Origin of the sequence: Pedobacter rhizosphaerae (genome assembly GCF_900111155.1) — a bacterium.
GTDB lineage: Bacteria > Bacteroidota > Bacteroidia > Sphingobacteriales > Sphingobacteriaceae > Pedobacter > Pedobacter rhizosphaerae.
The window spans coordinates 1-26,234 of record NZ_FOGG01000007.1 but is presented as its reverse complement, the minus strand read 5'-3'; the positions used below and the strand labels follow the sequence as shown (position 1 = coordinate 26,234).

Below are 26,234 nucleotides of genomic sequence, written 5' to 3'. Positions count from 1 at the left end.
AAACGGCCAAGCCTTAATAAAAACAAAAAATGAAAAAATTCTTCAAAAAAATCCACTTCGGCGCTGTAGCAGTGCTGATTGGAACAACACTGGTATTGACCCAAAGCGCATTTACCAGCGCCAGCACCAAACGTGCACATGAACAATTCGGATACCTCAACGGTGCCTGGGTAAAAATCTCCTCCATCGATACCGAAGAGTATGAATATGGCTGTAATGAAAACCCAGCTGAACCCGTTTGTACCGGATACTTCGATACCGCTGTAAACCCTACCCCGCAACCCACTGATGCTCCACTGAGCACCGAGCCGATCGACCGCGGAGATTTCTATGTAACTCCGCTTTAATCAAAACAAAGGAGCGTCACTGTGACGCTCCTTTAAATATTCTCCTAAAATTTAAATGACTTGTCGCTCTAATTTTACTTATCGTTTACCGAAATACCTACATTGGTTTATAACCACATCATGTCACATAGAGCAGAGGTTATTTCTGGGATCGCATGGATCATATTTTCCAAAATTGCCATTATATATTGTATCAAGGAATATTCTGCTTTGACAAACTTTAGAATTCGGACTTCCAACGGATGCCCACTATTTTATTAAAATTATGGAAATACTTTTCCTGTTTCTAATGATACAGTAGTAGATGCGGGAATTCAACTGATACATATATCTATAATACTATATAATTTTATTTTTTTAATCTTCGTTTCTCATCCATAGCAAATCCTGTAGGAACCGGCTTAAATGGTCCTTTTGGAGAAACCTTATTCATCTGAAAAAGCCTCAATGATCTAATATCTAAGGACGAGATTACAAAATAATCCAAAAGACCTCCTCTGATACGAGAAACATCTCTTTGATGTGCTTCTTTGAATGGTGCACGAATTCTGGTGTCTCCGTATCTCCTATTATTAACCTGGATGATATAAGCATGTAGATCATTGGCGGCGGACTCAACTAAGGAATTATATGTCTCGATATCTTTATTCCACTCAACCAAAAAAAGTGCGTCAACCTTTCCTCTCAATTGTTGTCTGTAGTCTATATTTAGAAAATCATTACAAATCAAGCCAGAAAAAGTAAACCCATCCTTTGTGAGTATGAATTTACTTCTATCTGTTGGCTCTAACTTGAGTCCTGCTTTATCATAAAGCTCAGAAGCTTCATGCACTGCAGGAATAAGTTTTTCTTGGATTATTCTCACTTGATGAGTGCGTCCACCTACAGTTAATGGGACTACAAAAACCATTTGATTCTGCACCGTTGACGTTGACCTATCAATACTATAGTCAATGCCAGCAATCAGTGTTATCCCACTACCCTTAATCTGTTTGCTAATCATATTGATAGCATATTGTGGAACAGATAGTTCTGGAAGTACGATATAATCAATTTTTCGTTCTTTATTCTCTAGTATTCCATTGATTAACTTATAAAGCCTTTTCAATCTGGTTCCGTCAGGTTCGGCCATTCCTTTTATAAATGCCTCCCAGCTCTCATCAAGGATTTCATAGCTAGTGATCGCAACAACTGGATTATTCTTGTAGGGGAAATTATTAATAAAAACATGTTTATTATCTCCGTCTTCTATTATTGGCACCTTGATTTTCTTCAACTCGTAGACATTAACAAATGCATTGAATATCTTTTGTTGATCGAAGAGCCATTTATCCAAAAAGCGTGTTATCTCTAAGTAGGTCATTTTCCTGGTAGGCAAGAAAAATGCTGTCGGGACCAGATCCTCCTCTCTTATGTATTCAAAAACATATGTTTGAAAAATTTGATCTATACTTTTTATTTTTTCAACAATAAAAGGTTCTATTAATAAACCTTTTTTTTCTTTATATGCGATGAATGATTTAGATAATGGCTTATGATCAAGCAATTTTCTAAAATAGCTATTTAGATTAGATGCCTGCTTATCAAAAAGATTTTTCAGGGGAATAAGATGGATGTCTGCTAGGAAAAATTTATTTATTTTTTCCCTATCAACCTCCATTTCAGTCAATTTCTGCAATTTCTCATAGAAAGAATCAAGCTTCATTTCTGGAAGTAATAAGCTTCCTCCAGTATAAATAGCCAATTCAACAGTTTTCCTCAAATAACTTTTATATTTTAACACATCATCATCTTGTTCCATGAAGATGTCTTCCATTAGTAGCTCTGCTGATTGAATCAGTGATTCATACAGGCTTCTAAAGGCCTTAAAATCACAGTTATAAACTGCCAATCTAATAATTCGAACCATATATTGCAAATAGTTATTGAGTATATCAGGATCGATAATAAAATTTGAAGTTACTCTAAAAAGATCCTGCACTCCATCTTTCCAAAAATAGTAAGGATGAGTTAGTACCAATTCCTCCGCACTCCTGACAAAGAGTGCATATTTTAAACGTTGAATACTTATTCCATCAGATTTTCTAAGACTATTTACAGTCTCTGTAGAGTCAGAATTAGCCTGAATGATACCATCAGTAAATTTATCCAAATCGTTCTCTGCATCCGGTAAAAGTCTCCATTCACTCGAATTTTCATTAAGCTCATTTTCTATTTCATTTACAATCGACATACCGCATTTTTTATCAAGAAAAAAAATGCGTTCTTTATCCTTATTAAAAAAAATCTGGGTTTTAGGAGAGTAAGAAAGCTTAAAACGAAAACTTTTCTCATCGTCCCTATCTCTTGAAAGTTTTTTCACTCTCTCACAGATGTAATCCCACATTGATTCCCTGCCAGTTATTTTTTTGTTCTTTCCCAAGACCAAGAAAATATCATCAACGTATCTTCCGTAATATAATGGCATCAATTCTTGTTCTATTGCTTCATCAAACTCTTTCAATACTAGATTTGCAATTACCTTAGAAGCAGATAAACCAATCGGTATCCCTACATGACCTTGACCATTAAAAGACTCTTTGGTTTTTTGGGTTAAATTTGAATAACAGTGTTCGGACCAGTAACTAATTGCCTTGATAAGTAAGTTGTTTAAATATTTTTGTCTTTGGCTCAAGTAAATCCTGGGCATAAAACTTTTAAAAAAAGATTCACTGGCAAGAAAACTTACATCTATATTATGATAAAATGATTTGATATCAGCTGTTAACGCAACCAGTTCATCTGTATCATCCATTTTTTCCTTTATCGCATCTAGTCCCTTCTTTTGCCATTTCCTATAGTCATGAATATAAGCCCTAAAATGATTAGTTTCAGCAGACGGATGAAATCCACTCGCATTAAGCCTAGAGCCATAGCTATTCTCAGATAATTTAAGTTCTATTTCATAAGCAAAATGGTCTATCCAAAGCGAAGAAATTACATGAAAATCCACCGTAAGGTTACTGATTATCCGGAAATCAATATTTTTAATCTGATATCTTTTATCTTTCCAACGACTCTTTAAGCTAGAATAATAGACATTTTCTTCTCCCAATACATGATCATTACTAAAATGAATCTTTTTAACAATTGGATAGTGATCATCTGATGCACTGAACGAGGAAGAAGTTACAAACTCGATCTCTTCATTATTCAACTTAGTTAAAAGCGAACTTAGATTTTCTAATAAATTTTGTTCGTATTCAGGAAATGCTAAAAGTGAAACTTGTAGCTTTTCGTGAAAAACCTCGGACTTTGCTTTCTTATAAGCAACAATGAGTTCGTTAAGAGTGAAATGCATATATTTTGGTTACACAACCCTTGATCGGTAGTATTATAGTATGTATTCATAAAATAATATTTTAGGAGTTGAGAGGTGAATTAATGTAATTTACTTTTGTTTTTAAAAGTAATATTTTTTTACCTTTTGGCAAATTTTGTAGACTGATAATAGCCCCCTTTCAACACTCATCACAGATGAATAGAATTGATCATTTCTCGTTCCTTCAACCGGTAATGAACACCACAAGGAAACTTACAGGAATTATTTCTAAAAGTAAGTACCTGTGGATTTCGCATGTATAGCTTATGGATCCTGTTGATATCATTTTTGATCCATAAGATCATTTTTATATATCTTCACAGGTATGAAAGATTCAGCGCTCAATTGGGATAATCTTGGATGGGATAAATTTGAAAGTCTGGTTATGCACCTAGCTGCAGAACAATTCTCGGGACTATCCTTTTCAAGGTATCTAAAACAAGGAAATAGCCAGCATGGGGTAGACATTACGAGTTTTAACGGGCTTACAGGAAAACATATCTGTATTCAATGCAAAGATACTTCATTAGACTTAAAGGCACTGGAAACGGTATCAAAAAAATTTATTTCAGGGGATTTTCATTCCAAATCAGATAACTTCATCCTTGCGACAACCGCAGACCTGCAGAACAAAAAATCTCAAGACTACATCCGCACACAGGAAGAATATTTTCATAAGCATGGAATAAGTTACGCATGCTGGGATATCAATAAGTTGAACGATTTGTTGAAACATCATTTTAGAATTGTCCATCACTACTTTAGTCTTTCACAGGCCAAGGATCATTGCTTTCCTGCAGCCCCACTTGACATTAAAATTACACCTGTGAAAAATTTTATCCCTCGGCAAATTATGCGCTTGGAAGATAATATTCAAGAACTAGATATCTGGTCGACAGAAGAAAACAAGAAGATTTATAATCTGACCGAAGTCATAACAGCACATCCTATGGAGACTAAGTCTATCTGCCTGCTTGCAGATCCCTATGAGGGAAAAAGCATGCTTCTGTTTCAAACCATATATGAGCTACAAAAACATCCACAACAATATTTCCCCCTCTTATTAAGCCTTAAAACGTTGCCAATAATTCCAATTAAGGAACTATTAAGCAGTCTATTTCGTACCTGGGATACGACACCTGCGATCGATACTATTATTTTTATCGATGGCCTTGATGAAGTCTCCAGTGATAGTTTTGTCGATACATTAAATCATATTAATCTCTTTAGGGCAGAATACCCCTCTATCAGCATTGTCATTACTTGCAGATTACTCTTTTTCCATCATTATAAGGTGAGCTCCAGTCTTTCAGATTTTGATTATTTTATACTCAGAGATTTATCTTTTTATTATCACCAAACCTACATAGAAAAGCATTTAAGAGAACGTAAAGAGAAGTTCCTTGTAGCGATGCGAGATCATGGGATAATGGATCTCCTTGGCAAACCTTTTTACCTGAGTAATCTCGTCCAATGGTATAAAAAGGATCCAAAATCTATCCCCAGAGGAAAGATTGAGATCATTAACAAATTCATTGAGGAAACGTTGTCTCCGAGCGAATCCAGAAGGCTCTCAGGAGGAAAGATATTGGACCATAACCGGGCAAAATACCGAAAAACCATTCAGCGCCTTGCTCTAGCCTTACAATTATCTGGACTGAATGCCGCTCCTAAGGATTTCCTCCAACAACTTTTTGATCCTACCGAGATAGAACTTTTGCAGAACAGTCCGGTAATTTCGCACTCCGGGAAATACTGGGGCTTCTACAGTGCTATTTTTCAAGAGCAGTTGGCAGCTATGGAGTTAAAAGGCCATCCTTTTGAGAAGATCTACAGATTAGTTACCATTGGTAGCAAAATACAAAAGATCAAAACCAAATGGATACAGACCATTGCTTCATACCTTTCGATGAAAGGGGAAGGAAGCACCGAGAGCAAGGAGCTAATAAATCTGATAGAGAAGGACAATCCCGAAATCTTTACCATATGCGACAGTAGCAAGTTTAGCGCTGCTTTCCGGCTATGGGCAATTACATCCATCATCGAACGCTGCATGACCAAAAAGATCCGTCCCCTGCTGGTGCGGGAATCTGTGATCGCCAACTTCATTGACGGTGAAAAAACGATCGTTTCCTATCTAATTAACATTCTTTACTCTGCTGCAGCCGATGACTTGAAAATAACATGCTGCAGGATCTTAAGAGAATTTCCTGTTGATTCTTGTCTTCACAAGAATCTGGAAACTGTTTCTCAGGAGCAACTGTTAGGCACCAGTTCCCCATATTATGCACAACTTCTTTTTGAGCTTTTGGCCAAGAATAACCTCAGTGGTTCTACGTTCATTAATCTCTTCATCTCGCGATCTTCACTAATTAAAGAACAGGAATGCAGGGATGGCATTTATAAGCTATTGATTGCCTTAGGGCTGGTAGATCATTATTATGATTTTGGTATAGAAGGATTTACGATTCTCATTGACTATAACAAGAACGTTAGCCATCATGCGTCCGAGCGTAACCTTGAAAGATTTTTTCTCCAGACCTGTTCAAGTGTTAATCTAAACAAGCTATATAGCCTACTCTGTACTAGGAGTTGGCTTTCCTTTTACCGCAACAAAGCCTCGGCTTCTGGACACTTCATAAAAGGACTAGCCAAACTTTCCGCTGAATTATACAAACACGATAAAAGTATCCTGCTAGCAGTGATGGATTTCTTTATTGCCGGAGAAAAGCGATATTTCAATAGAGAAATCCGCTTCTTAGGCACTTTCTTTGAATTGACAAAAACGACTGGACTGGCACTGGAACTCTACCTTTTAAAATCTGATGGAAAACATTACCACTATGACTTCTCTACGCTTATAGCAGAATGCGATTCAGAGCGAATTTTAAGACTCATCCATGATGGAGATATCAGCAGAAATGATCTAGATGCGTGTATTGCAGCCCTGTTTAGAGGAGGAAGAGAAAAGGAGGCAGAGCATTTGCGTAGTATGAGTAGACATGTATTAAAACCGAATAGAGAAAACAGTAATTCTAATTATCAGATTTATCTGGAGGCTGAGTTAACCAGAAAACAGAATGACTATAAATTTCTACAATCCAAGGATTCTTTCCGAGCTGCCCTCGAATGCTTTTTCGCCCATTTCAAGAGCAAGACCATTACTGTCGAAAATCTTTACAAAGAGCCAGAGCGAAGGGTGAAGAGAACCCATCTGGAATCTAATCACCTGCTTTCATTTATTGGATCTCGGAAGGATACTATTGGAAAAGTTAAGCTTACAAGCTGTCTGGAATTGCTGGATGAACCTGGGTATTTTGAACACTGGAGGGCTAACAAAATCCTTCATTCTCACCAGTCGGACAGTCCAGAAGACCGGCAGTTAATCAAAATCCTTGAGTCTTTTTACTTTAGTATGCTTGAGAAAGCAGATTTTGCAACGGCTTACCGATTGAGCGATGCCAGCAGCTACCAAAGTAACGAAGAATTATTAGTAGACATTTGGAAAGAACTGGGCTTTGATACTCCTGATGAAATTATTTTGGAATTTACCTGGATGATGGACGAGGGGATCAAAGGAATATCTAATGCTAAATTAAATAAGAGGAAGTCACTCGCAGGAAGGATACTTACCCATTTTCAGGGAAAAGAAGAGCTGTTAGAAGAAAAAATCTTGAAAAACTTCCATAAGGGCATACACTTAGAAAGTACAATTGCTTCCCATCTTGAGATCTGTGAACGGCTTGCTGTCAGCGACGCTCCTGACATAATTATCAGCCTGATCGCAAAAAAACTAATTGGAGTCCAGATAACATATCATGCACTGCAGATTTTCAAGAAATTAAATGGTGACCTGGAGCTATTGTTGCCCTATTTTCATAATCTGAGCATTTTTGAAAATTATAATTTTGAAAGGCTCGTTTCCTACCTGATCGTTGATTTTGCTGACCAGGTTTATCCCAGATTAAAAATGGCCTTAAGCTCTGACCTAGTTGGGGAGGAAGACAAAATGACAGCAGCAAAGTACCTAGCACATTCAGGACAACACGAAGGTTTCAGTTACATTATTAGATATATGGAAAACACAACAACGGTTCCCTATGATATTCAATCTGATTACCAAATCTGGAAAGTTGATACAGCCTGGGGATTAACAGAGCTTTCAAAGATTTTTCATCTTTATCTAGATGAACGTTTCCACTCTTCAAAATTCTATCGTTCCCCGGACCGATTTATCATAGAAATCCTCAAAGGACTAGCTAAAAAAAGCGAACAAGATTTGCTTTTGGTAATCTCATTCATGGAAAATCAGTCTCAGATTAATCAAGAAAAATATCCCAAATCCGCAAATGACCTCATCTGGTACACACAAACTATACTCGAAGACTTCAGGGCTGAAGAAAACGGACAGCAATTAGCCTTAGAGCAAATAAAAGAATTTATAGATAACTGACCTTAACCCAAATATAACTAATCATCTATTTGCTTAATTAAACTTATTAAATAAGTCTAGTCATTTTCCAAAAGAACAAAGCAAAAAAGAAAAATAAGCAAGACATTACTTCCTTCTAACCAGACAAGAACTAAAGTCATGATATGAACCCGCAACAATTGAGACCCAATAAAGCTGTCTACACCCAGAAAAATCACGAGCCGCCATCAGGCAGCTCGTAACACATCACTCAATTCTGCTCCATTCCAGACCTGGTCACCTCCTCCTGCGGAATAGGATAAACATAACGTGCATCCCCGGCAGGCAGCTCATATAAAACCCCTCCAACTCTCCTCGACAAATTCACCTTATAATTGCTCTCCTGATTAATCCTTCGCAGATCATTCATCCGCTGCCCCCGGAAAGGCAGCTCCCTCCTGCGCTCATCCAAAATCAGCCTAACCGGATCACTTACCGAGCTGGTAGTATACGGCACAAACGTCCCCGTACGGTACCTATTCAACAGCAATACATTAAGATCATCCAATCCCTGCTGCACCTTTCCCAGCCTGATCTGACATTCAGCCCTGATCAGGTAAACCTCATCAGTTGCCATCCCGCCAAACAACCTGGAAACATTATTATAATTCCCCTTAAAATTCCTGCCCGTAGCATTAAAGAATACCGTTCTGCGAAGATCATTCGCCCCATAAAGGTTATAAAGCTCCGGATTCACCGTAACCGTTGTACTCATAAAGGACATAAAAGAATATGAAGTCTGGGCCGCATAAAACAGTACCTCATCATTCCCCCTGGGCAATACTGCCGGAAAAGGCCTTGCTGCAGCCGAATTCAAAGTATTATAATTGATCAAAGTGCCATAGAGTTTTAGCGACCGATCTGCATACCCATAGGCCCTTTCATAATCCTGCATTACCAGCGAAATCCTGGCCAGCAAAGCCAGCGCCGCTGCCTTATTCGGTCGGCTTTTATAATCTGATCGTTCCGGCAGCAGTTCCACCGCCAGATCCAGGTCTGAACGCATAAAAGCAAAAGTCTCCGCTAAGCTGGACCGCGCAGGATTTAAGTTTACATCACTGGACGCGCGGATGGGGAGCCCAAGGTCAGTACCGGCAGATGCAGGGACAAAAGGCCGGGTAAACATCTGAGAAAGGTGATAATAGGCCATCGCCCTAAAAAACAGCGCCGCCCCCTTAATCGTATTCAAGCCGGCCTTTTCCCCATCGGTTTTAGCGCTGATCGCATCCAGCACAATATTGGCATAAAATACCTGTTGCCATCCATTTCTCCATTCGGAGTTAGACTGCGAACTAAACACCTCCTTTTTCCAGCTATAAGCATTACGCTCATCGGGAGAAGTCAGCGAAGCCAGCGCAGCATCCGTTAACAGGAAATCATCGGTTGCCAATTGCTGCAAACCCGGTGCCGGGTTCATCACATCCAGGTTATCCAGCAAAGCCTGCAAGTCAGCGGCCGAAACAGGCACGGTAAGCGACTTACTCGGCTTTTCATCCAGATACCCCTTCTTACAACCTGAAAACACCACTAAACCAAAAACCAGCACCACAAAAAAATCAAATATCTTTTTCATACCACAACAATTAAAAGTTCAACTTTAGACCAAAGGCAATTGACCTGGGAAGCGGGATCGCCTGGTAATCCGGATCAATCCCCTTCTTGTTTGCCCGCCAGATAATCCCCAGATTTGCCGCATACATATTCAGCTGAACCGACCTGAAGCCCAGCCTGTATTTTTGTGGGATATCAAAAGACAGCCGTACATCCTGCAAACGGATATGGTCTCCCCTTTCCACCAGCGCCTCACTCTGCAAATACATATTGTCCCGGTTTGCCGAAGCCGTTAAGGGAATACCCGGTATATCCGTCAATGCCTCATCACCCGGCACCTTCCAGCGCTGAGCGAAATCACTGTGCCCACCCTGCGCTGCTAAAACGCTGACATAGTTCACCGAACTGCGCCTGAAATAATAACCCGCCCGGTAAGCGATATTCGCAGAAAGCGAAATCCCCTTAAACCTCAGCGTATTCATCAAAGAGCCAAAAAGAACCGGTTTGGCAGACCCACTGTAAATGATATTATCCAGGTCTGCAGCCGCAAAAATCGCAGCATAATCCGTGCTCGCCACTCCCCCCAGGTAACCCATCGGATTTCCCTTATCATCCAGCCCAGCATACCTATAGGAATACATCCCATACAGTGGATAGCCTTCCCGGGGAAGCGTGCCCGCATCAGCGGACTGCGCATAATTCTGCGCCCTGGAAAGTGAATTGGCAAGAAAACGCGTCACCCGTTCACGGGTATAACTCAGCCAGAAATTACTCGACCATTCCAGCTCCCCCTTAATATTTAAAGTAGACACATTGAAATCAATACCCTTAACCACCGTATTGGCCATATTGCCCCTGAAAGTAGTCACCCCACTTGACGGGGCAAAAGGAATATCTGAAATCAGGTCCAGCCCCGTCTTGTGGTACAACTCCAGCGTTCCCGAAACCCTGTTCCCCCGAAAACCAAAATCAAGACCAGCATTTACCGTCCTCACCCTTTCCCATCGCAGCTCAGGATTCGGCGGATTCAGCACCACCGCATAAGGCAGGCGCGTTAAAGTCGTCAAGCCATTAAAATACCTGGCCGTAGTCAGGGCAGAAAGGTTCTTATCAATATTACCATTATAACCAAAGGTCAGCCTTGCCCGCAAAACCGGTAAAAGCGGTACGTCATAAAACCCCTCCCTGGCAATATTCCAAAGTCCCCCTACCGACCACAGCGGCACCCCCTTTTGGTTCGCGCTCACCCCAAAAAGGTTAGACCTGTCCATCCGCACACTCCCTGAAAGCGTATATTTCCCCAGATAAGCCAGCGAAGCATTCCCGTAAAAAGAAAGAAACCTGTCCGCAGTTCCCGAAAGCGCATCAACTGAGGGAATCACACCGGTCACCGAAGTAAAGTAAGACTGCGGATATGGATTGACATAATCCACCGTTGTACTCGCCGCATTCAGCGGGTTATAACCGTAAAAACGCGTCTGATAACCACTACCCTCCAGGTCTCTCCACTCATAACCCGCCAGGCCATTGAATTCAAACCCCGCCAGACTCTTCTGATAATTGAGCTGCCCCCTGAAATTCAGCGTACGCAACGCAGTTTTCCCCTTATCCAGAATCCCGCCCAAGGGCACCGGATAAGTAACAGAACCGGTAGAAGATACCTGAGTAAAGCGGTTAATCAGATCCCTTGCCGCATATCCCTCCAGCGGATCAAGGTCAGAGATATCAGTAGCGAGTTTACCAAACTGAAAACTCGCTTCCAGGCTCAGGCCCTCCAGCAAGCGGTACCTGGCCGTTCCATTAATCCTATAGTCCAGCGTTTCCGAAGAATTCTCCCGCAGATAAATTTCATCCACCGGGCGGTAACGCCAGTCCAGATAAGGACCACCCGCGAGGCCATCTAAAAAACCACTGCGGAAATCCCTGGTCACCGCCAGCGATTGACCGGCACCGTCAGCCAATTGCGCATAAGGATAGATCAGCTGCGTAACAGACATCCGGAGCGAACCATAGCCATCATTAGGCCGTTTGGCCACCGATCTGGCCATAATTGCATTCAGCTCCACAGTCAGCCTATCAGAAAGAAAAGTGAAACGGTCCGAGAAATTCAGCGTCATACGCTGGTTACTGTTCATCTTATCACTCAAACGGTTCTCATCATAGCCCGCCGAAAGGTAATAACTACCCGGTCCCGATGAGCCCGACACATTCAGCGCATACTGCCTGAAAAAAGAACTGTTCCCCATCGCCGACATGTATTCCTTTCGGACATCAATCCCCTTTAAAGCATCTAACCTGCTGCTCAGCTCTCCCGAAGAAAGCTTCCCGTCCCTTGCAGCAATGAAAAGCTCTACTGCAGGCGTCAAAGGCATCTTAACCACAGAAGACTCCGTCCCCGAATAAAAACCCCGGTCAAACAGCAACCTTTCAACATCAATAAAATCCGAACTCGACATCGCATTATTGCGCGTCAAATCAGGCTGCTCTCCAACCGTAAAATTTACCGTACCCGCTACCAAAAGCGGTTGGTTCTTCTTCGCCCTTTTAGAGGTCAGCACAATTACCCCATTGGCAGACCTCGCCCCCCAGATCGAAGCCGCAGCCGCATCCTTCAACACCGTAATACTCTCAATATCATTAGGATTGATATTGGAAATATCCCCATCATAAGGAAAATTATCCAGCACAATCAGCGGCTGAGTATTGGCATAAAGCGTACTCTGCCCCCTGATCCCGATAGAAAGTTCATTAGCGCCCAATCCCTTAGTGCGGTTAAACACCAGACCCGGAACCACATCCCGCAAGCGGTCAATCACATTGGTACTGATCTGCCTTTCCAAAAGCTTATTATCCACCTGCACGAACGAACCCGTAGCCCGCTCCCGGGCTACCTTATTGTACCCCGTACTCACCGTCACCTCCGACAGGTTATTATCCATAGGAAACAGCCGAACGACAAGCTCCCCAGCTGAAGGAAAAACCAGCTTCTGCTGATAGCCAATATACCCCAGAAAACTCGCCTTAAGCAGCACACTATCCCCTACAACTTTCTGTCCTGCTAAAACCAGCCTGAACGCCCCATCAGCACCCGAAACCGTAACCACTCCACCCACGCTCACCGTTGCCCCAGTAATCGCCTTACCATCATCAGATGAAACCACCTTACCACGCAAAGTAAGCTGCGCCCAGACACTCCCCCCGCCCAGCAGGGAGAGTACCGAAAATATCCAAACAGCCCTGTACATTATAACCTGGATATAGCACCTACTTTCTTCCTGAATACCAGCATCAGCGTTTTAAAAGGCTTATCTACCAGCTTCAGGTTATATTTGGCAAGCTCAGCATTCACCTCCACGACACTGGAAATATTGCAATCCAGCTTCATATCTACAGGAAAACCAATCCCCGAACCATCCACAACCGGATAAGGATTCCCCTGCATATAAACCGCATCCAGCCTCGAAGTAAGCCCTATAACCGGCATAGCCTGCATACTAAAGCCCGTCTGACCAATCTCCAGCTTCCGCTCCTTCCCCTTAGCCCTTAGCATCCCGTTATCCCCGGTACTCACCAAAACCGTACACATCGTTTCCATCGTCACCGTATCCACATCCGCATACGGGAAATGAAAATCCAGGTCACGGATCATCAGCTGGCGCAACATCCCCTTTTTCTCCCTTGGAACAATCAATTCATAACACCAGTTATGCTCCCTTTTATAGCTCTTGGCATCATGCACATTCGCCTGATACCTGAAATCATCCGTCTCCTTCCCAACAAACACCATCCGGTGCCTGCCGATCCAGGTCTGATCACTATACACCGCCGCATACATATTGGATATATCCAGGTTCAGCAGCGTTCCCCTGCTCAGTTCGGGGTTAACCCAGGAAAGGGTTTTCAGCCCCTCCCCATAACGGGTGAACAAACTGTGATAAACCATATTATCTCCCTGCCCGCCATTCTGGCCGATCAATAAAGGCTTGTTTCTATCATATGCAATCACCTGGTCAGCCTTCTGATTCAGCCCACTCCCTCCGGAAAGTACCTTCTCAATATTAACCGCATTCACCTCCTCATGGGAAGTGATTGCCACCACCCTTCCTTCGCCGTCTATCCAGACATAATGCGGCAAAAGCCGGTGAGGAAAAGCCTTCCGCAGCAGCACATCCGAAGTCGCATAAGGGAGCACACTTTTTTTCCCCTTGCGCAGTTTCAACAGAAAAGGTGTCACAACAGAATCCGGCTGGCTACTTACCGAAACAAACTGCACACGGCCGGCAAACTCACGTTGCAGACTATCCATCAGCGGCATCATGCCCACGCAAGGCGAACACCAGGTCGCCCAGAAATCCAGGATCACCAGCTTCCCCCTCAAATCCCGGAGATTTAAAGACCTCACCGGATCACCCGAAACAGTATAATAATTATGGAGATTGCCGATCTCCAGATAAGGCACCTTTTCCCCCACGGTAATCCCTGTAGCAGAAAGGTTAACAGCAACATTTTTTTCCTCCTGGGCCATCACAGCAACAGGAACACCAGCCATCACCGCCCAAAGCAGCAACAGCCCCTTATGATAAATTTTCATTGGTTTAAAGTTTTAATTTGGTTGAGTTGAAAAACGGGGCATACGAACCCCCAAAGGCAAGCGGACGGCCGATCCGGCCGCCAACACACACCCAGCCGCAGCCTTCCTTTTGCGGATGGACAGGACTTACGGCAATAAATAAGAAAAGGTCAGAAAAGAATAGACAAAAAGGATCCCAGCCAGAAAACACAACATCTCCAGCTAAACATATAGGACCAAAAAAATCAGAAAAACAACGGCAGGCAGACCATTACCGGCGAACCAACACCAATACGATTTAACCATAAACCTGCCCACCGCCCTAAAATCTCACTCAGGATTCCTGGGCTTCAAAGCATAAAGCCTATCGAACAGATCATGTTTACTCCTGGCCATATCCTTTACATTTACAACAAAAAAATTGATTAGAACTATAAATAGGGACGATCACTCCAGAACAAAAACAATCCAAACGTAAAGGCTCCCCTAAAACAGGAACTCCCGGAACCCCACCACCAGCAAACACCTCCACACCAGCCGCATCAGCATCCAGTCCATCCTCCAAATCAACAGCATACCATACCGCCAAAGGACTATAAAGAAAAGCCCAACCCAGAAAAAAAAGCGGCATATAACTATGGTTACATCTCATATACGGTATACTGGTTAATCATAAATCAAATCAAAAACCAGCCCCTCCACATTAAAAAATGCAGATACGGCATACCGTATTTGTTATTAGAAAAAAGATGCCTACCTTGGGATTGCGAAAAACCATAGTACTGCACCCTTGCCTAAACAGCAATAAAGGGCTGGTACCAAGCTAAATTAACCCATCAGGATCCAGTGCAGTCAAACTGCCCTGCCCCTTTTCTTTGGGCCATTTTTGCCTGGAATTCTAGCGCGCACTACGACGGAGAACAAATAACGTTCTTTAACAAGAGTTTAAGGGAATAACTACTTGCCACCTCCCTGAGGTGAAAAAAATTGATGGCGCTTAATTTTGTCGTTTTCATAAACGGTTTATTTATGTAAAACAATGCACCCCATTAAAGTACTGAAGAAGTCATACTGGAAAATCCAATAGGGCGAACTCCAATGCTTTTGAACGTGGTACCGTCAAGAACCGCTTAAGCGAACTTAAGTTTCACAAAAGACTAACATGAAGTCCGCCCTACTGAATAAAGTATCACGAAGATAACAAAATTCAATAGATACGGCGAACCCACGATCGGCTCATGTGAAAGTTTGACGGTTTTCGTTCATGAGTGACATCGTTTAAGTTAGGTAATAACCCAACTCTATTTGTCGCTATAAATAACTATAACAAATATAATAAAATAATCGCTAGTACCAAGTACTAAATTAAATTTTATGCCGAGGAGGAAGAACTTTGGTGGAATCCAGAAAAACAAAATTAAGGAGGTAACAAAAGTTGCCGGGGCATCTCAGCGATTAGTCGCTTTGATGCTTGACGTGAATTATACCACAGTTAGTTCTTGGAATTCAAATACCACGCAACCAAGCGAAGAAAATTTGGATCAGATTGGTGAGTTGTTACAAAGAGATAACCGTGATCTACTAGAACCACAGGGGCGAGTTGATACCGGGTTAGCCAAAGCTCTGGAATCAGAGTTGAAGAGATTACATAAAGAAGAAAATATCCCTTATGAAATTGAAAAATTTGATGAGAAAAAGGGGATGAATGTTAAGGTTAATAATCCAGATTTGGTGAAGAAGCTGAGGGAATTTGCGGATAATCGAAAAAATAAGGGAGGATAACATGCGTTTGGATAAAGTGTCGCATCTTTGGGAAGATACTATAACGCGAATACAAAATTTTCCATAATTCTCAGAGCATTTTTTTTAAAATTCTGTATTCATTTGACAATTACTTTGACAACCCCTATATCCCTAAAGTGATTTGCAAAACCGTTCGTTTTTAATCATAAAAAATCAATCATAATCCTAGTGTTTAATCTTTTCCGATTAACATTCCCTAACAATTAAAGTTTTATAATATCTTCGTCGCTCGATTAACCTCTATGACAAACTTTAATTATCTTTTAACATTTACTGCAATTATTGTAGTAATAGAATTTTATTCCGAAATACACCTAAGAAATTATGGTTCCATAACCGAACGTCTCTACCATCTATTCGGTTGGAAAGCACTGTTCAACATTTTTAAACTAAGTTTGCTATTTGCTATTTCATATGTTTCTTTTGGTCTATTTAATCTATTTGGATTTTTGAGTAAAGAATTCATTAGATCCAATATTATCGATTTGAATGATGGCCCATTATATTTATACCTTATAGTACCTTTTTGTGTATCTATTGTGATTATCCTTTTTAACTCTGCAGAACTTTTCCAAACATTTCGAACAATTTCAACATCCAATAAACAGCTGGATAGTTTTATTACAAATATCACCTACATAATATTTAGATTAATATCTTTCATATTGACATTCTTTATATTCAGAAACATACTAAAATATATAATTGAATTAGATAATTACTTTTCAGCAAATAACCAAAGTCTTTTAGATTGGCTAAATGTAACGAAAGATGGTCAAGACAATTATAATAAAGGCGTATATTTTTCTTTAATCTTAACGACATTAATTTTTATTTTTTTCAATAATGCTTTCATCAAAAAAAACAGTGACACTTGGGATTATAGAAAGATTAAAATGGTTTTTTTCAAATATTTTTTTATTACTATAATACTTTGCATTGGTCTCTTTTTTGGTTTTTTCTCTATTTTTAATGGTATTTTCAATATTTTAAATTCAAGTTTCTCGGAGTGGTTTTCCAAGGACAACCTCTTAGGAATTTTTCCGATAAGAATTTCATCACTACTAATTATCATCTACCTTTCGACTTACATCTACAAGCAAGTTCTACATGGAAGAATTGCTCATTTTATTGTTTTAGGTTTTTTGCCACTAAGGCAAATTAAAGAATATGATCGATTTATGATTTTTGAAGATCGCGAAACTTTATTTTTTACACAGATTTCATTTTACATTTTAAATATCGCTCTAGCAGAGCTATTTATAATTCTAGGATATAAAAGTATATATTTAAGTCTATTGAATTTCTCGATTTTATTCATTCTTGATGATTTTAAAATTATAAGTGAATATTCTAAAAATTTAAGATCGGTACTTCGTAATCACTTTAATAGAATCTGGCTATTTAACTTAATAATGTTTATAGCATCTGTAATATTATTATTCCATAAAAATCATATTCTCTTGTTATGTGTATATATTATCCTAACTCTAATATTAACTTATTACTATCTGAGAAATGCACGTGCAATTAATTTTGAGAGGCAATAGAATGCGGATAATGACTGAACAATGAATAGGTCAGATTGAAATGTGAATCAGTATACATTTTTAGCGAAATACCGATAGAACACTGTATAACATAGACACAAGCACGTAAGCATAACAAACAATTTCAATTATAAGCTTTCTGCAGCTGGTTTTCTAAAAAGGATAAATATTGTTATAGCTTATTTGTTTTTGATAGACCAAAGCTAGTTTGAGAAGAAAAATGCCAACAAATGTCGGCATTTCTATATTGCACAATTAATTTATAAACCTGTCGATTTCAAACCTGTAGAAATCGTTTATCTGGGTTTTAAAATGATCAAAAACAGGCGTACTTCGTAAATTATTAAACTGGTCGACTACTAAATTACCCAACTGCCCATCCCTTTCTAAACGAGAAATAAGGCTTACATTAAGTCCAATTTTTGAAAGTGAAATCTTTTTCTCATCAGTGGTTCCATATACATACTCGTGATAGTCGTCAGCCGAAATAAGGTTGAAGTCATACATCATCACGATAAACTTGTTTAGTTTGTACGCCACAAAATCATCTTCCAATTTCAGTTTTACAATTGCAAGATTGACCAGTTCGGAAAAGGATTTTTCTGAAAGGTCGACATACACTTCTTTTTCCCCGTTATATTCGTCAGAAACATAGGCCTTCTCCCCATAACTTTCACCGAAATAGAACATCACATTATTCTTTTCTACCCTCGATTGGAAATACTTGACAAGTTCAATTATGTTTTCCCTTAATGATTTCCTCTGGCTAATTGTAATATAGTTTTCATAATGGTTGCGTGTCTCTGGATACGAAATCCTCTTGAACTCGAGGTCTTTTACAAATTTTTCGTCACCGATTTTAACAATAAACATCTGGTAGATTTTTTCTAACATACTTAATGCTTTCCATTCATTATTTTTACCTTTGATGTAAATAATTCTGTCTGCTAGAAATCCTGATAACTGGTCTACATTTCTATAAAACTCAGTAATTCCCGACTGAATCACATAAATTTTAATCCTTTCAACCTCGGTCTGAGGAGATGAGGACAGAAAAAGCTCATTGGACTGTATGGCAGTAATCTTCTCCAATGTCGCTGTTGCGTTAGACTTATCGCTCACACTATTAATGTCAAAAGCCTCCAATGTTGGATTTTTAACTAAATCTTTAAAGATGTTACTCCTTAAAAGGACGATTTTATTAGCCATATTGCTTTTGGCCCGGTTATAGTATTCGCTATTGATAAAGTGGACTTTTGGAAGGAGCTTATATAGGTTGTTTTCACCTGACGTGAAAATCGTGTTCAGCCGATTTACTCGCCCAATGAGATTTGTAAGCTCCTTTCCGCTCAATCCATGTGTATTGAAGATATATAAGGTATCGATTGGAAGGTTCATGCCTTCAAGTATTACGGAATTCGCAACCAAATATCTGATCTCAGGCAATTCACGAAATTTACTTTCAAGATATTCTTTTATCAAATCCGGGAGTTTGCCATGTAAATAAATCACGCCCTTGCTAGCGTAATCAACAATATAGAAACTTTCATGAACCTCTTGCTTTAGTATTTTAATGAGTTCGGCCAGTTTTTGGCTTGCAACTAATGTTGGTATATTAGCGGCAAGTTCTTTGGCCAGGCATTCAATCTTCCTAGGAGAATAGGCATACAAAAAATTTCTCTCACCTGCTGTACTAAGAACGTACTGAAACTTCCCTTGCGCAGTACCCTGTGGATAGAATTCGTCCACAAAACGATTGTACTGATGTACTGTATTGTCCAACCGGAATTCATAAATCTCAGGCTCTTTAATATTGAAGCCAACTTTATGCTGTTTAATTTCTTGACTAGCCTCCAATGTTATATTTTGAATGTCATTGATCAATGGAGAAAGGTAAATAATCTTCTGTCCTGGGTTTCGGAGTTTATTTATCCGAAGTGTTCTAGTGATTAAGATGCTCCGAAAATTGCCGTCCAAGATATTGTGAGCTTCATCCAGAAACATAAGATCGAAAGACACTTCTGCTTTATAAAGCAACCTTAGCGCTCGTTCTTGTGTGAACACGGCGATAAAGGAACTCTCATTTTGGAACATTTCATCATGAATGATAATTTTTCTTTGCAAATCCGCTTCCCTAATCATCCTATAGGTCTGCATGAGCAGGGATTTGGTTGGAACTATTATAAGTATTCTTAAACGGTCCTGCCCATATGCTTTTATACAGTCGACAATTACCGAGCTCTTCCCAAAAGATGTAGGTGCAATGAAACTAACCTCAAGCGAATTGTCCTCTAACAACTTTTTCTTTTCTACAAACTGGTGCAGCGTCTCGTAATATTGATTGGTTTTAAAACGTCCCAATTCCTCCTCTTCGCAAATACCCTGGATCGTAAACCTATCTATTAATTTATTTTCCCTGATCGATTTTACGATTGGATAAAATCCAAAATTCAGCGAAAAATCATAAAGTGGCTGGTAATCATTATAGGTCACAGCGTACTTAAGGATGAGGTAATATGAAAATTCGGCATAACTTGTAAACCTTCTATCAGCTTGGTAATGATCAAGAAACACTAACGAACAATGCAATAAATAGCTTAACTGCTCAGTGTTTTGGTCGTTAGTTGTACTTAATGCTTTTAGGGAATCCCTGAAATATGCGATTTTGTTAAGTTGTTTTAGCTTTCGCTTTTCGAGTGCCTGCATGTTTTAGGAATTTAAGTAGTCCCAGAAAAGATCAATTGACTTTTTTGTCAGACAAATGACCTTGATTTTTTTGAATTCCAGTTTGTTAATCAAATCCTTGATTTCGCTTTCTATAACTCCATTGTCAGGTTTTATCCAGTTACCATCCAAAAAGATGGTGGAACCTGGAATAATATTATAATCCTTGATTTTCTCAAAGATCTTATTTTGATATCTAGTTGCTAAATCCTGCAGTTGTTTTACAAGATCTGGTATTACACCCACATAATAGTGTCCGGCATGGCTCACTGCATTTTGCCAGGGATTGTTTACCGGGCCACCATTGAGTTTCGACTTCAGGTCGTTATAGGATTCGATAATCTTATTTGAATGCGAAATATTTTTCGTTGAAATCCTTCCCGATTTGCTTTCAAGTATCCATTGTTCACTACCGAGGAGATAGTATCCGTCAAAACCTTTTTTGATCGAGTTCTCTTCAAGATTGAAGTACATGAACTTTGGGACAAACCCGAGCAGGTTGAGGTGGTGATGGAGCATGAATTCCGCAATAGAACCAATTTCTAAGTCACTTCCTTTTTTCGAGGTGAGGTAGGTTTTGATACGGTCTTTGACCAATTGTACCGTCCTTCCAGAATTTCCTTCACAGATTTTTACAAGCTGTGCATCTATCGAGTCGATCATCTCTGGTGAAAGTACCTCGAAGTCTATGAGGTAAAGTTTATTACCATTACCTATATCTTTGACTAAAATATTCTTAAAGGGTGTATCTATTGCGTTTAACATTTGAGAGCATAATAATTTTGAATTTGGTTCTAAAATAAAAGTAATTAATTTTAATCCAATAGTTGAATTTGTAAAAAAATGAACATAATCCATTGGTACGGTTCCCTCCCCTGCCCCATAGAATAGAAACCGTTGCAACCTTAATCACCTAGAATCTCTTCCCTGTCAGGGAAATCAGCGGCGTCCTATTTTCAAGAAAAGATACACCAGATGGCACGACTCGTGGGGGACAGCAAAAAAAAACATGCCCCCCCGTCCATAAAAACGATTTCCCTAACGCCCGTAAACAATCCCAAACAACGTCTCATACCTCTACCTACCAACCCTCCCCAAACCCAACTTCTCAACAATCCAATTACAAATTGGACAAAGTAAACCAGATTCATTAAATTGTCTCCACCTAAACCTACGACCCATGAAAAAACAAGCCCTCACTTTACTCCTCACTACGCTCATTACAACCCTTCAAGCCCAGCTGCCCCAAACCAAAATCATTTCCGGCACCGTTAGAACAAAAGAAGAAGGTATGCTCATCGTTCCCCCGAAAGGCAAATACCAGATATTGTCAGATAGCCTAGATCAAGTCCTTAAAACCAAGCCAGCTGACACCACCAGTTTATTCTACCGAGCACTGCTACATTACAGCTTCAACCAGCTACTTGCCCAGCCCTACCCGCGTGCCAAAGGAGCCCTTGAAAACCTGACCATCGCCAAAAACATGATTGAGAAGTGTGTGGAGCTAAGAATGATCGATCAAAGGGCAAAAATGCTGCGTGCACAAATATACGAAGAACTCTGCTTCAGGTTTTCAGGAGATGAATCATGGATGCTAAGCCCTGCCCAAATCCTTGCCAGAAGGAAACTGTTCAACAGATACAAAGCTGCCGCTAACCGCTACCTGGATGAGTTGGCACAAACCTACCCCAACTGGGCACACGATTATTCCAAAAGAAAGATCTCGCGCAGCTACCCGCTTTAATTATACACTTAAATTCAAATGCCCCAATTACCATTAGTTCTGTCTCAACAGAAATGATAATCTATAGGGGCTACAACTGTAGTATTTCGGCGAAAATCTCCGAGCATATCTCGTAACTAGCTTTTCTTTACACATTTTCCTGATCACATTTTTATGTAAGCTTGGCTAAAAGCTGTAGATTCGAATGACAAGTCTTAGATGGACTTGAGTCAACAGATAATTTCGAAAGTTTTTAATGTTTTTCGGATATATTCTTTAACAGGCCAAAATATCTCGTCTCTTTATACGGATGAGCATCTCTGAAAAGAGCCAGCCCAGAAAGCTTAGAATGTAAGAAAAACTGAAAAAAGTCCGCCTATATTTATTCAGAGAGAAAGGAACTCTTTATGCTACAGCCCGGCAATCATATTATCGACCAGTTGGCCCAAAATGAAGGATAATTCACCCATAAAATACACAATTATCTTCCCAGTGCCGTTTTTATTCCTCTTCTATAAGAGTATTTAGAACATTTCTTATTTTCAATAAATCTGATTTCCTTCTATTTTTGAATTTCTTTTTCAGGGCTGTAAAAACCGGCTGAAGTTCTGTTCTTTGAACATTTTCCATATTTTCCTTGCAATATTCAATAAAACCTGTGATACACTTAACGTTTTCCTCATTCTCCTGATTATGTTGCTGTATTGCTTCAACCGCAACGAGCAGAACATTCAAGCTGCGAGTAAACCTTAGAACCTCTGAAAAAAGCAACTGAAAATATTGATTGAAAATACTCTCTTTTGAAATCGAAATCGTTAATCCGTAAAATATTTCATGCAGGTAGGGCAGATCGTAAAGACCTTTTACTCTGATGGCATTGTACAGGTACTGGAACATCTCGTCAGCATATTGCACATCTAATAGTGCTATATTTTCTTTAATGACTTCATAAGCTGCTTTGGAATTTTCGATATTTAGGTCCGATAAGATATCTGCTACAATCGTCCAGAAGCCATGGGCATAAATTTTTTCTGCATTTTTATCAGCTGTAAAAAGAAAAAGTTCCATTAGCCTAAGAGCGTTTGGTTGAAGCGTTCCATACCTTATCGAATCGAGGAGCGCTGCGGTGATGTATTTTAGCAGCTGATCAATCTCTTCCAGAGTAAGTCCGTTTCTGTTTTGCAACACCAGATGAAAAGCTCTATCAAACTTTTTGTTTTCGAGCAAGTAAGTAAACAATATGATGGTTTGTGCAGAATTAAGCAATTTTATGTCTATATCTGCTTTATCCTCGGCAATAAAAAGCAGGTAGGTATTTTGGATATCATCGTCCCACCCCATAATGGTATTCATATCACTTAAGTTATCAACAATAGTAGAGATTGTCGAGGGAGTTTCGACAGCAAAAATATTGGTAATCACACCAGGTGCATATTGTTTTCCGAAATCAAACTCATTGATTAGCTCGACGAGCGGCAACCATGGCAGGATGGCGAGGCCCTCAATAGTTTTAATGTATGTACAAATGTTGTAGAAGAGATCCGCATTGGGCTGCCTTTCGCCGGTCCGAGGTTGTGAAATCAACCTATTAATGAGAATTACTCTGAGTTCTGAAGACATTACCCCATAACCATCCATAATATCCTGCGCACTGTCAAAAATTTTGTTCCAATAGGTCGAAAAGGTATTAAGGAGTATCTCATCGTAGTCCTGTCTGGGATGAAACTTATCTAAAAATTGTAGATTCTCAAACATATCTCTATAGGATAAATTTGGCCCAATCGATTTTTTAATGTTTTCTTTGAAGGCTTGGGTGATGAAAAATTCCTGTATTTCCTCGTTTGAAAAAAAATGCACGATCAGGTTGAATCCTTTTCTGTTATTTGTAATGTGCGTCTGAAGAGCGTCGACATATCTCGTCTCAATGAACTTTTTGTATTTGATTATAAAAACGAACATGGGATCATACACCCCAGGATCCATGTCAGGATTTGGGTTACTGGTCTTATTATGTAAAAGGGGATTTTTACTTTTCAATATGACATCGATAATGTCCTTCAAGATCAGCTTTTTTTCGCTCGCTGTCAATCCGCTCGCCCTCGAGAAAACTTCTGTGTCCAATAAATCCAGAGACAATAGCTTGTAATGCCCAGCAACATGGTTTTGGGTCACATAGCTAACAATTTCCCGATAAAATGGTGGACTTAGGGTAAGGTTCATCGACCTGCTGAGCTTCAGCGTATTATTCAAAAATGTACTTTTTTGTACATTGTTTTTAAACGATAGAAAGGCGGTTTTCGCTAGTTCGATAAAAGCTTTTAAATTTTCTTCAATGCCGCATTCCAGCGATGCCTCCTGGAACTTCGAATCGTTTACACTCATTAGTGAAATCAGGTTCACTATTTTGGGATGGTTCTGTTCTGACAAAGTCATCCTCCCTTTCAGAAAAGGTTCTATGTTCGATATATGGATATCCTCAGTTTGTCTGAGCAATTCCAGCAGATCGCTTGATGGAAAATCTTTTGGCAGTACATTCAATTCCAGACTATAAATCCCCTCCCTTTTTAGATATTCAATTGCTTCGGGATGGCGCTGTTTTATCAACAGGAATTTTGCCAGCTGCGGAATGTTTTTTTTATAAAATTCACGGTCTGGAAAACCATTGTTCTGTGATACTTTCTTGAGCAATAAATAATTGGAGACGAGCAGATTGATAAACTGGATGATCTGTCTAGGGTTCTTATTGAATACTTTGATGATCAGCCACGATAGGTATTCGTTTTGGAATTCTGGTATCCCGGTTGCTTTCAGGTGTGCTGTCGCAAAGCCTTCCAGCTCAGAAGTGTAAAAGTCCGGTATCCATAGGCTTGTATTGAAAAATTTCCTCAGAAATTCGTCAGTATAGTTCCCGTCTTTCATTGTATCCATATTTAGACTGGCTTCGATATGTACTTTCATACTTTCCACGTCACAGGGAATAACGAAGAAAACCGTATTGCCACCATTTTCATCTTTGAAATCTAAAAATGTTTTGATTGTGGAAATAATATCCAGCGCATTTTTACCAGAAATCCTATCAAGGTTATCAAATGTGATGACAGCTTTTTTGCTCTGGCTGCAGAGACCCGCAATCATGTTTTTGAATTCGTTCTGGAACTGGTGCGGATCCTGGAATTTTTCTTCTTTAACTTCTTTTTTTTCCAAATGTATATATTCGTTCATGTATTTGAAAAACAGCGAGGCTGAAACTCCAGCGGTCAATAATCCGATTATCTTTCCGAAAGAAATGTAGTCGCGGACATCTACTTCCAGAAAGAAAAGCGCCAGGCATATCAGCGACACAGAAAAAAACATAAAAAATATTCCGATGATGGCAACAAGACCACGTACACCGAGTTCTTTCCACTTGAAAACAAGCTTTTCGTTACTTGTCGTTTTAACGCCTTTCAAGTTTTCACTAACAGCATAGCTGTCCTTCAGGTATGTTGTTCCGTAAGGCACATTTGACAACTGGTTGTGACATTCAGTTATGAACGTCCTTCTAAGAGCGTCCCCCTCATGTTTCCATACATCAAAAATTACCAAAGGTATTTTATCTTCAAGCAACTGTTTTTTCAGGCTTTCTATTATGGAACTTTTTCCTGTGCCCCAGCCTCCGAAAAGTCCAATAGTAAGGTTGTGGCTCTGCGTGGTAATTATTTCCTTTAGGGTTGAAACGATTTCGCGGTGGCCGAATTCTAATTTTTCCTCGTTTTCCTTAGGTGATTCTGGTATAAAGGTGAAACTCATGAGCGTTTGGTAAACTGGCGTTACAGATTTATAAATTGAAGTTAAAATACAGATTCGCCATGAGACTAACAATATTGTATATGCGAAATCATCATTTTCATTCTTACCTGTTCGGCTCACGGATTAAAGCATTTTTGAGCTAATGTATGAGTCTGAGCCCAATCCAGTATGCGGGTGGTGAGGTTCCTGATCACGTTCCTATTCAGAACCAGCACGTAACAATCGCCGCGAAATCACAAGTTCAAGGTAAGTTGTAATCGGTAATTAAAAATACAGGATTTTTCGTAATCGCGGATACAGAGAAATTGGCAAGAATGATGTCGAGAAATTGGTAAGAATAAATAC

General features: G+C 39.8%; 12 protein-coding genes. 4 read left to right on the top strand and 8 right to left on the bottom strand.

From position 1 onward, the window contains the following. The first annotated feature begins 29 nt into the window (after positions 1-29). Positions 30-347 (top strand): hypothetical protein, encoded by a 318-nt coding sequence (locus BMX11_RS07275; protein WP_090882979.1) that lies wholly within the window; start codon positions 30-32, stop codon positions 345-347. Positions 348-696: 349 nt separating this feature from the next. Here BMX11_RS07275 and BMX11_RS07270 read toward each other — a convergent pair whose 3' ends face one another. Next, entirely contained in the window at positions 697-3,687 is a 2,991-nt protein-coding gene (locus BMX11_RS07270; RefSeq protein WP_090882977.1) for an RNA-directed DNA polymerase, read from the bottom strand. Between the two features lie 346 nt (positions 3,688-4,033). On the opposite strand from BMX11_RS07270, the gene BMX11_RS07265 reads away from it, so the two are divergent. Next, complete coding sequence (locus tag BMX11_RS07265) at positions 4,034-8,161, top strand: NACHT domain-containing protein (RefSeq protein WP_090882974.1); 4,128 nt, start codon at positions 4,034-4,036, stop codon at positions 8,159-8,161. Between the two features lie 229 nt (positions 8,162-8,390). Here the strand turns inward: BMX11_RS07265 and BMX11_RS07260 are convergent, their stop codons facing one another. The 4 genes from BMX11_RS07260 to BMX11_RS07245 all read right to left on the bottom strand — a co-directional run bounded on the left by BMX11_RS07260 (position 8,391) and on the right by BMX11_RS07245 (position 14,931). Continuing rightward, a complete protein-coding gene (locus BMX11_RS07260; RefSeq protein WP_090882972.1) occupies positions 8,391-9,752 on the bottom strand; it encodes a RagB/SusD family nutrient uptake outer membrane protein in 1,362 nt (453 codons plus the stop codon). Between the two features lie 10 nt (positions 9,753-9,762). Next, a complete protein-coding gene (locus BMX11_RS07255) occupies positions 9,763-12,975 on the bottom strand; it encodes a SusC/RagA family TonB-linked outer membrane protein (protein ID WP_090882971.1) in 3,213 nt (1,070 codons plus the stop codon). Further along, a complete protein-coding gene (locus tag BMX11_RS07250; protein ID WP_090882969.1) occupies positions 12,975-14,321 on the bottom strand; it encodes a TlpA family protein disulfide reductase in 1,347 nt (448 codons plus the stop codon). The genes BMX11_RS07255 and BMX11_RS07250 overlap by 1 nt, the downstream gene beginning before the upstream one ends. Positions 14,322-14,682: 361 nt before the next feature. Continuing rightward, entirely contained in the window at positions 14,683-14,931 is a 249-nt protein-coding gene (locus BMX11_RS07245; RefSeq protein ID WP_090882967.1) for a hypothetical protein, read from the bottom strand. A gap of 743 nt (positions 14,932-15,674) precedes the next feature. Here BMX11_RS07245 and BMX11_RS07240 point away from each other — a divergent pair. Then, positions 15,675-16,082 carry a hypothetical protein gene (locus BMX11_RS07240; RefSeq protein ID WP_090882965.1) on the top strand — a complete coding sequence of 136 codons (408 nt, stop codon included), beginning with the start codon at positions 15,675-15,677 and terminating at the stop codon, positions 16,080-16,082. Positions 16,083-17,908: 1,826 nt separating this feature from the next. On the opposite strand, the gene BMX11_RS07230 is transcribed toward BMX11_RS07240, so the two are convergent. After that, positions 17,909-20,359 carry a DEAD/DEAH box helicase gene (locus BMX11_RS07230; protein WP_090882960.1) on the bottom strand — a complete coding sequence of 817 codons (2,451 nt, stop codon included), beginning with the start codon at positions 20,357-20,359 and terminating at the stop codon, positions 17,909-17,911. A gap of 3 nt (positions 20,360-20,362) precedes the next feature. Further along, positions 20,363-21,142, bottom strand: a complete 780-nt coding sequence (locus BMX11_RS07225) for a hypothetical protein (RefSeq protein ID WP_090882958.1) — start codon at positions 21,140-21,142, stop codon at positions 20,363-20,365. A 415-nt stretch (positions 21,143-21,557) separates the two neighbouring features. On the opposite strand from BMX11_RS07225, the gene BMX11_RS07220 reads away from it, so the two are divergent. Continuing rightward, positions 21,558-22,121 carry a hypothetical protein gene (locus tag BMX11_RS07220; protein WP_090882956.1) on the top strand — a complete coding sequence of 188 codons (564 nt, stop codon included), beginning with the start codon at positions 21,558-21,560 and terminating at the stop codon, positions 22,119-22,121. A 480-nt stretch (positions 22,122-22,601) separates the two neighbouring features. Here the strand turns inward: BMX11_RS07220 and BMX11_RS07215 are convergent, their stop codons facing one another. After that, a complete protein-coding gene (locus BMX11_RS07215; RefSeq protein ID WP_090882953.1) occupies positions 22,602-25,889 on the bottom strand; it encodes a P-loop NTPase fold protein in 3,288 nt (1,095 codons plus the stop codon). Positions 25,890-26,234 lie beyond the last annotated feature (345 nt).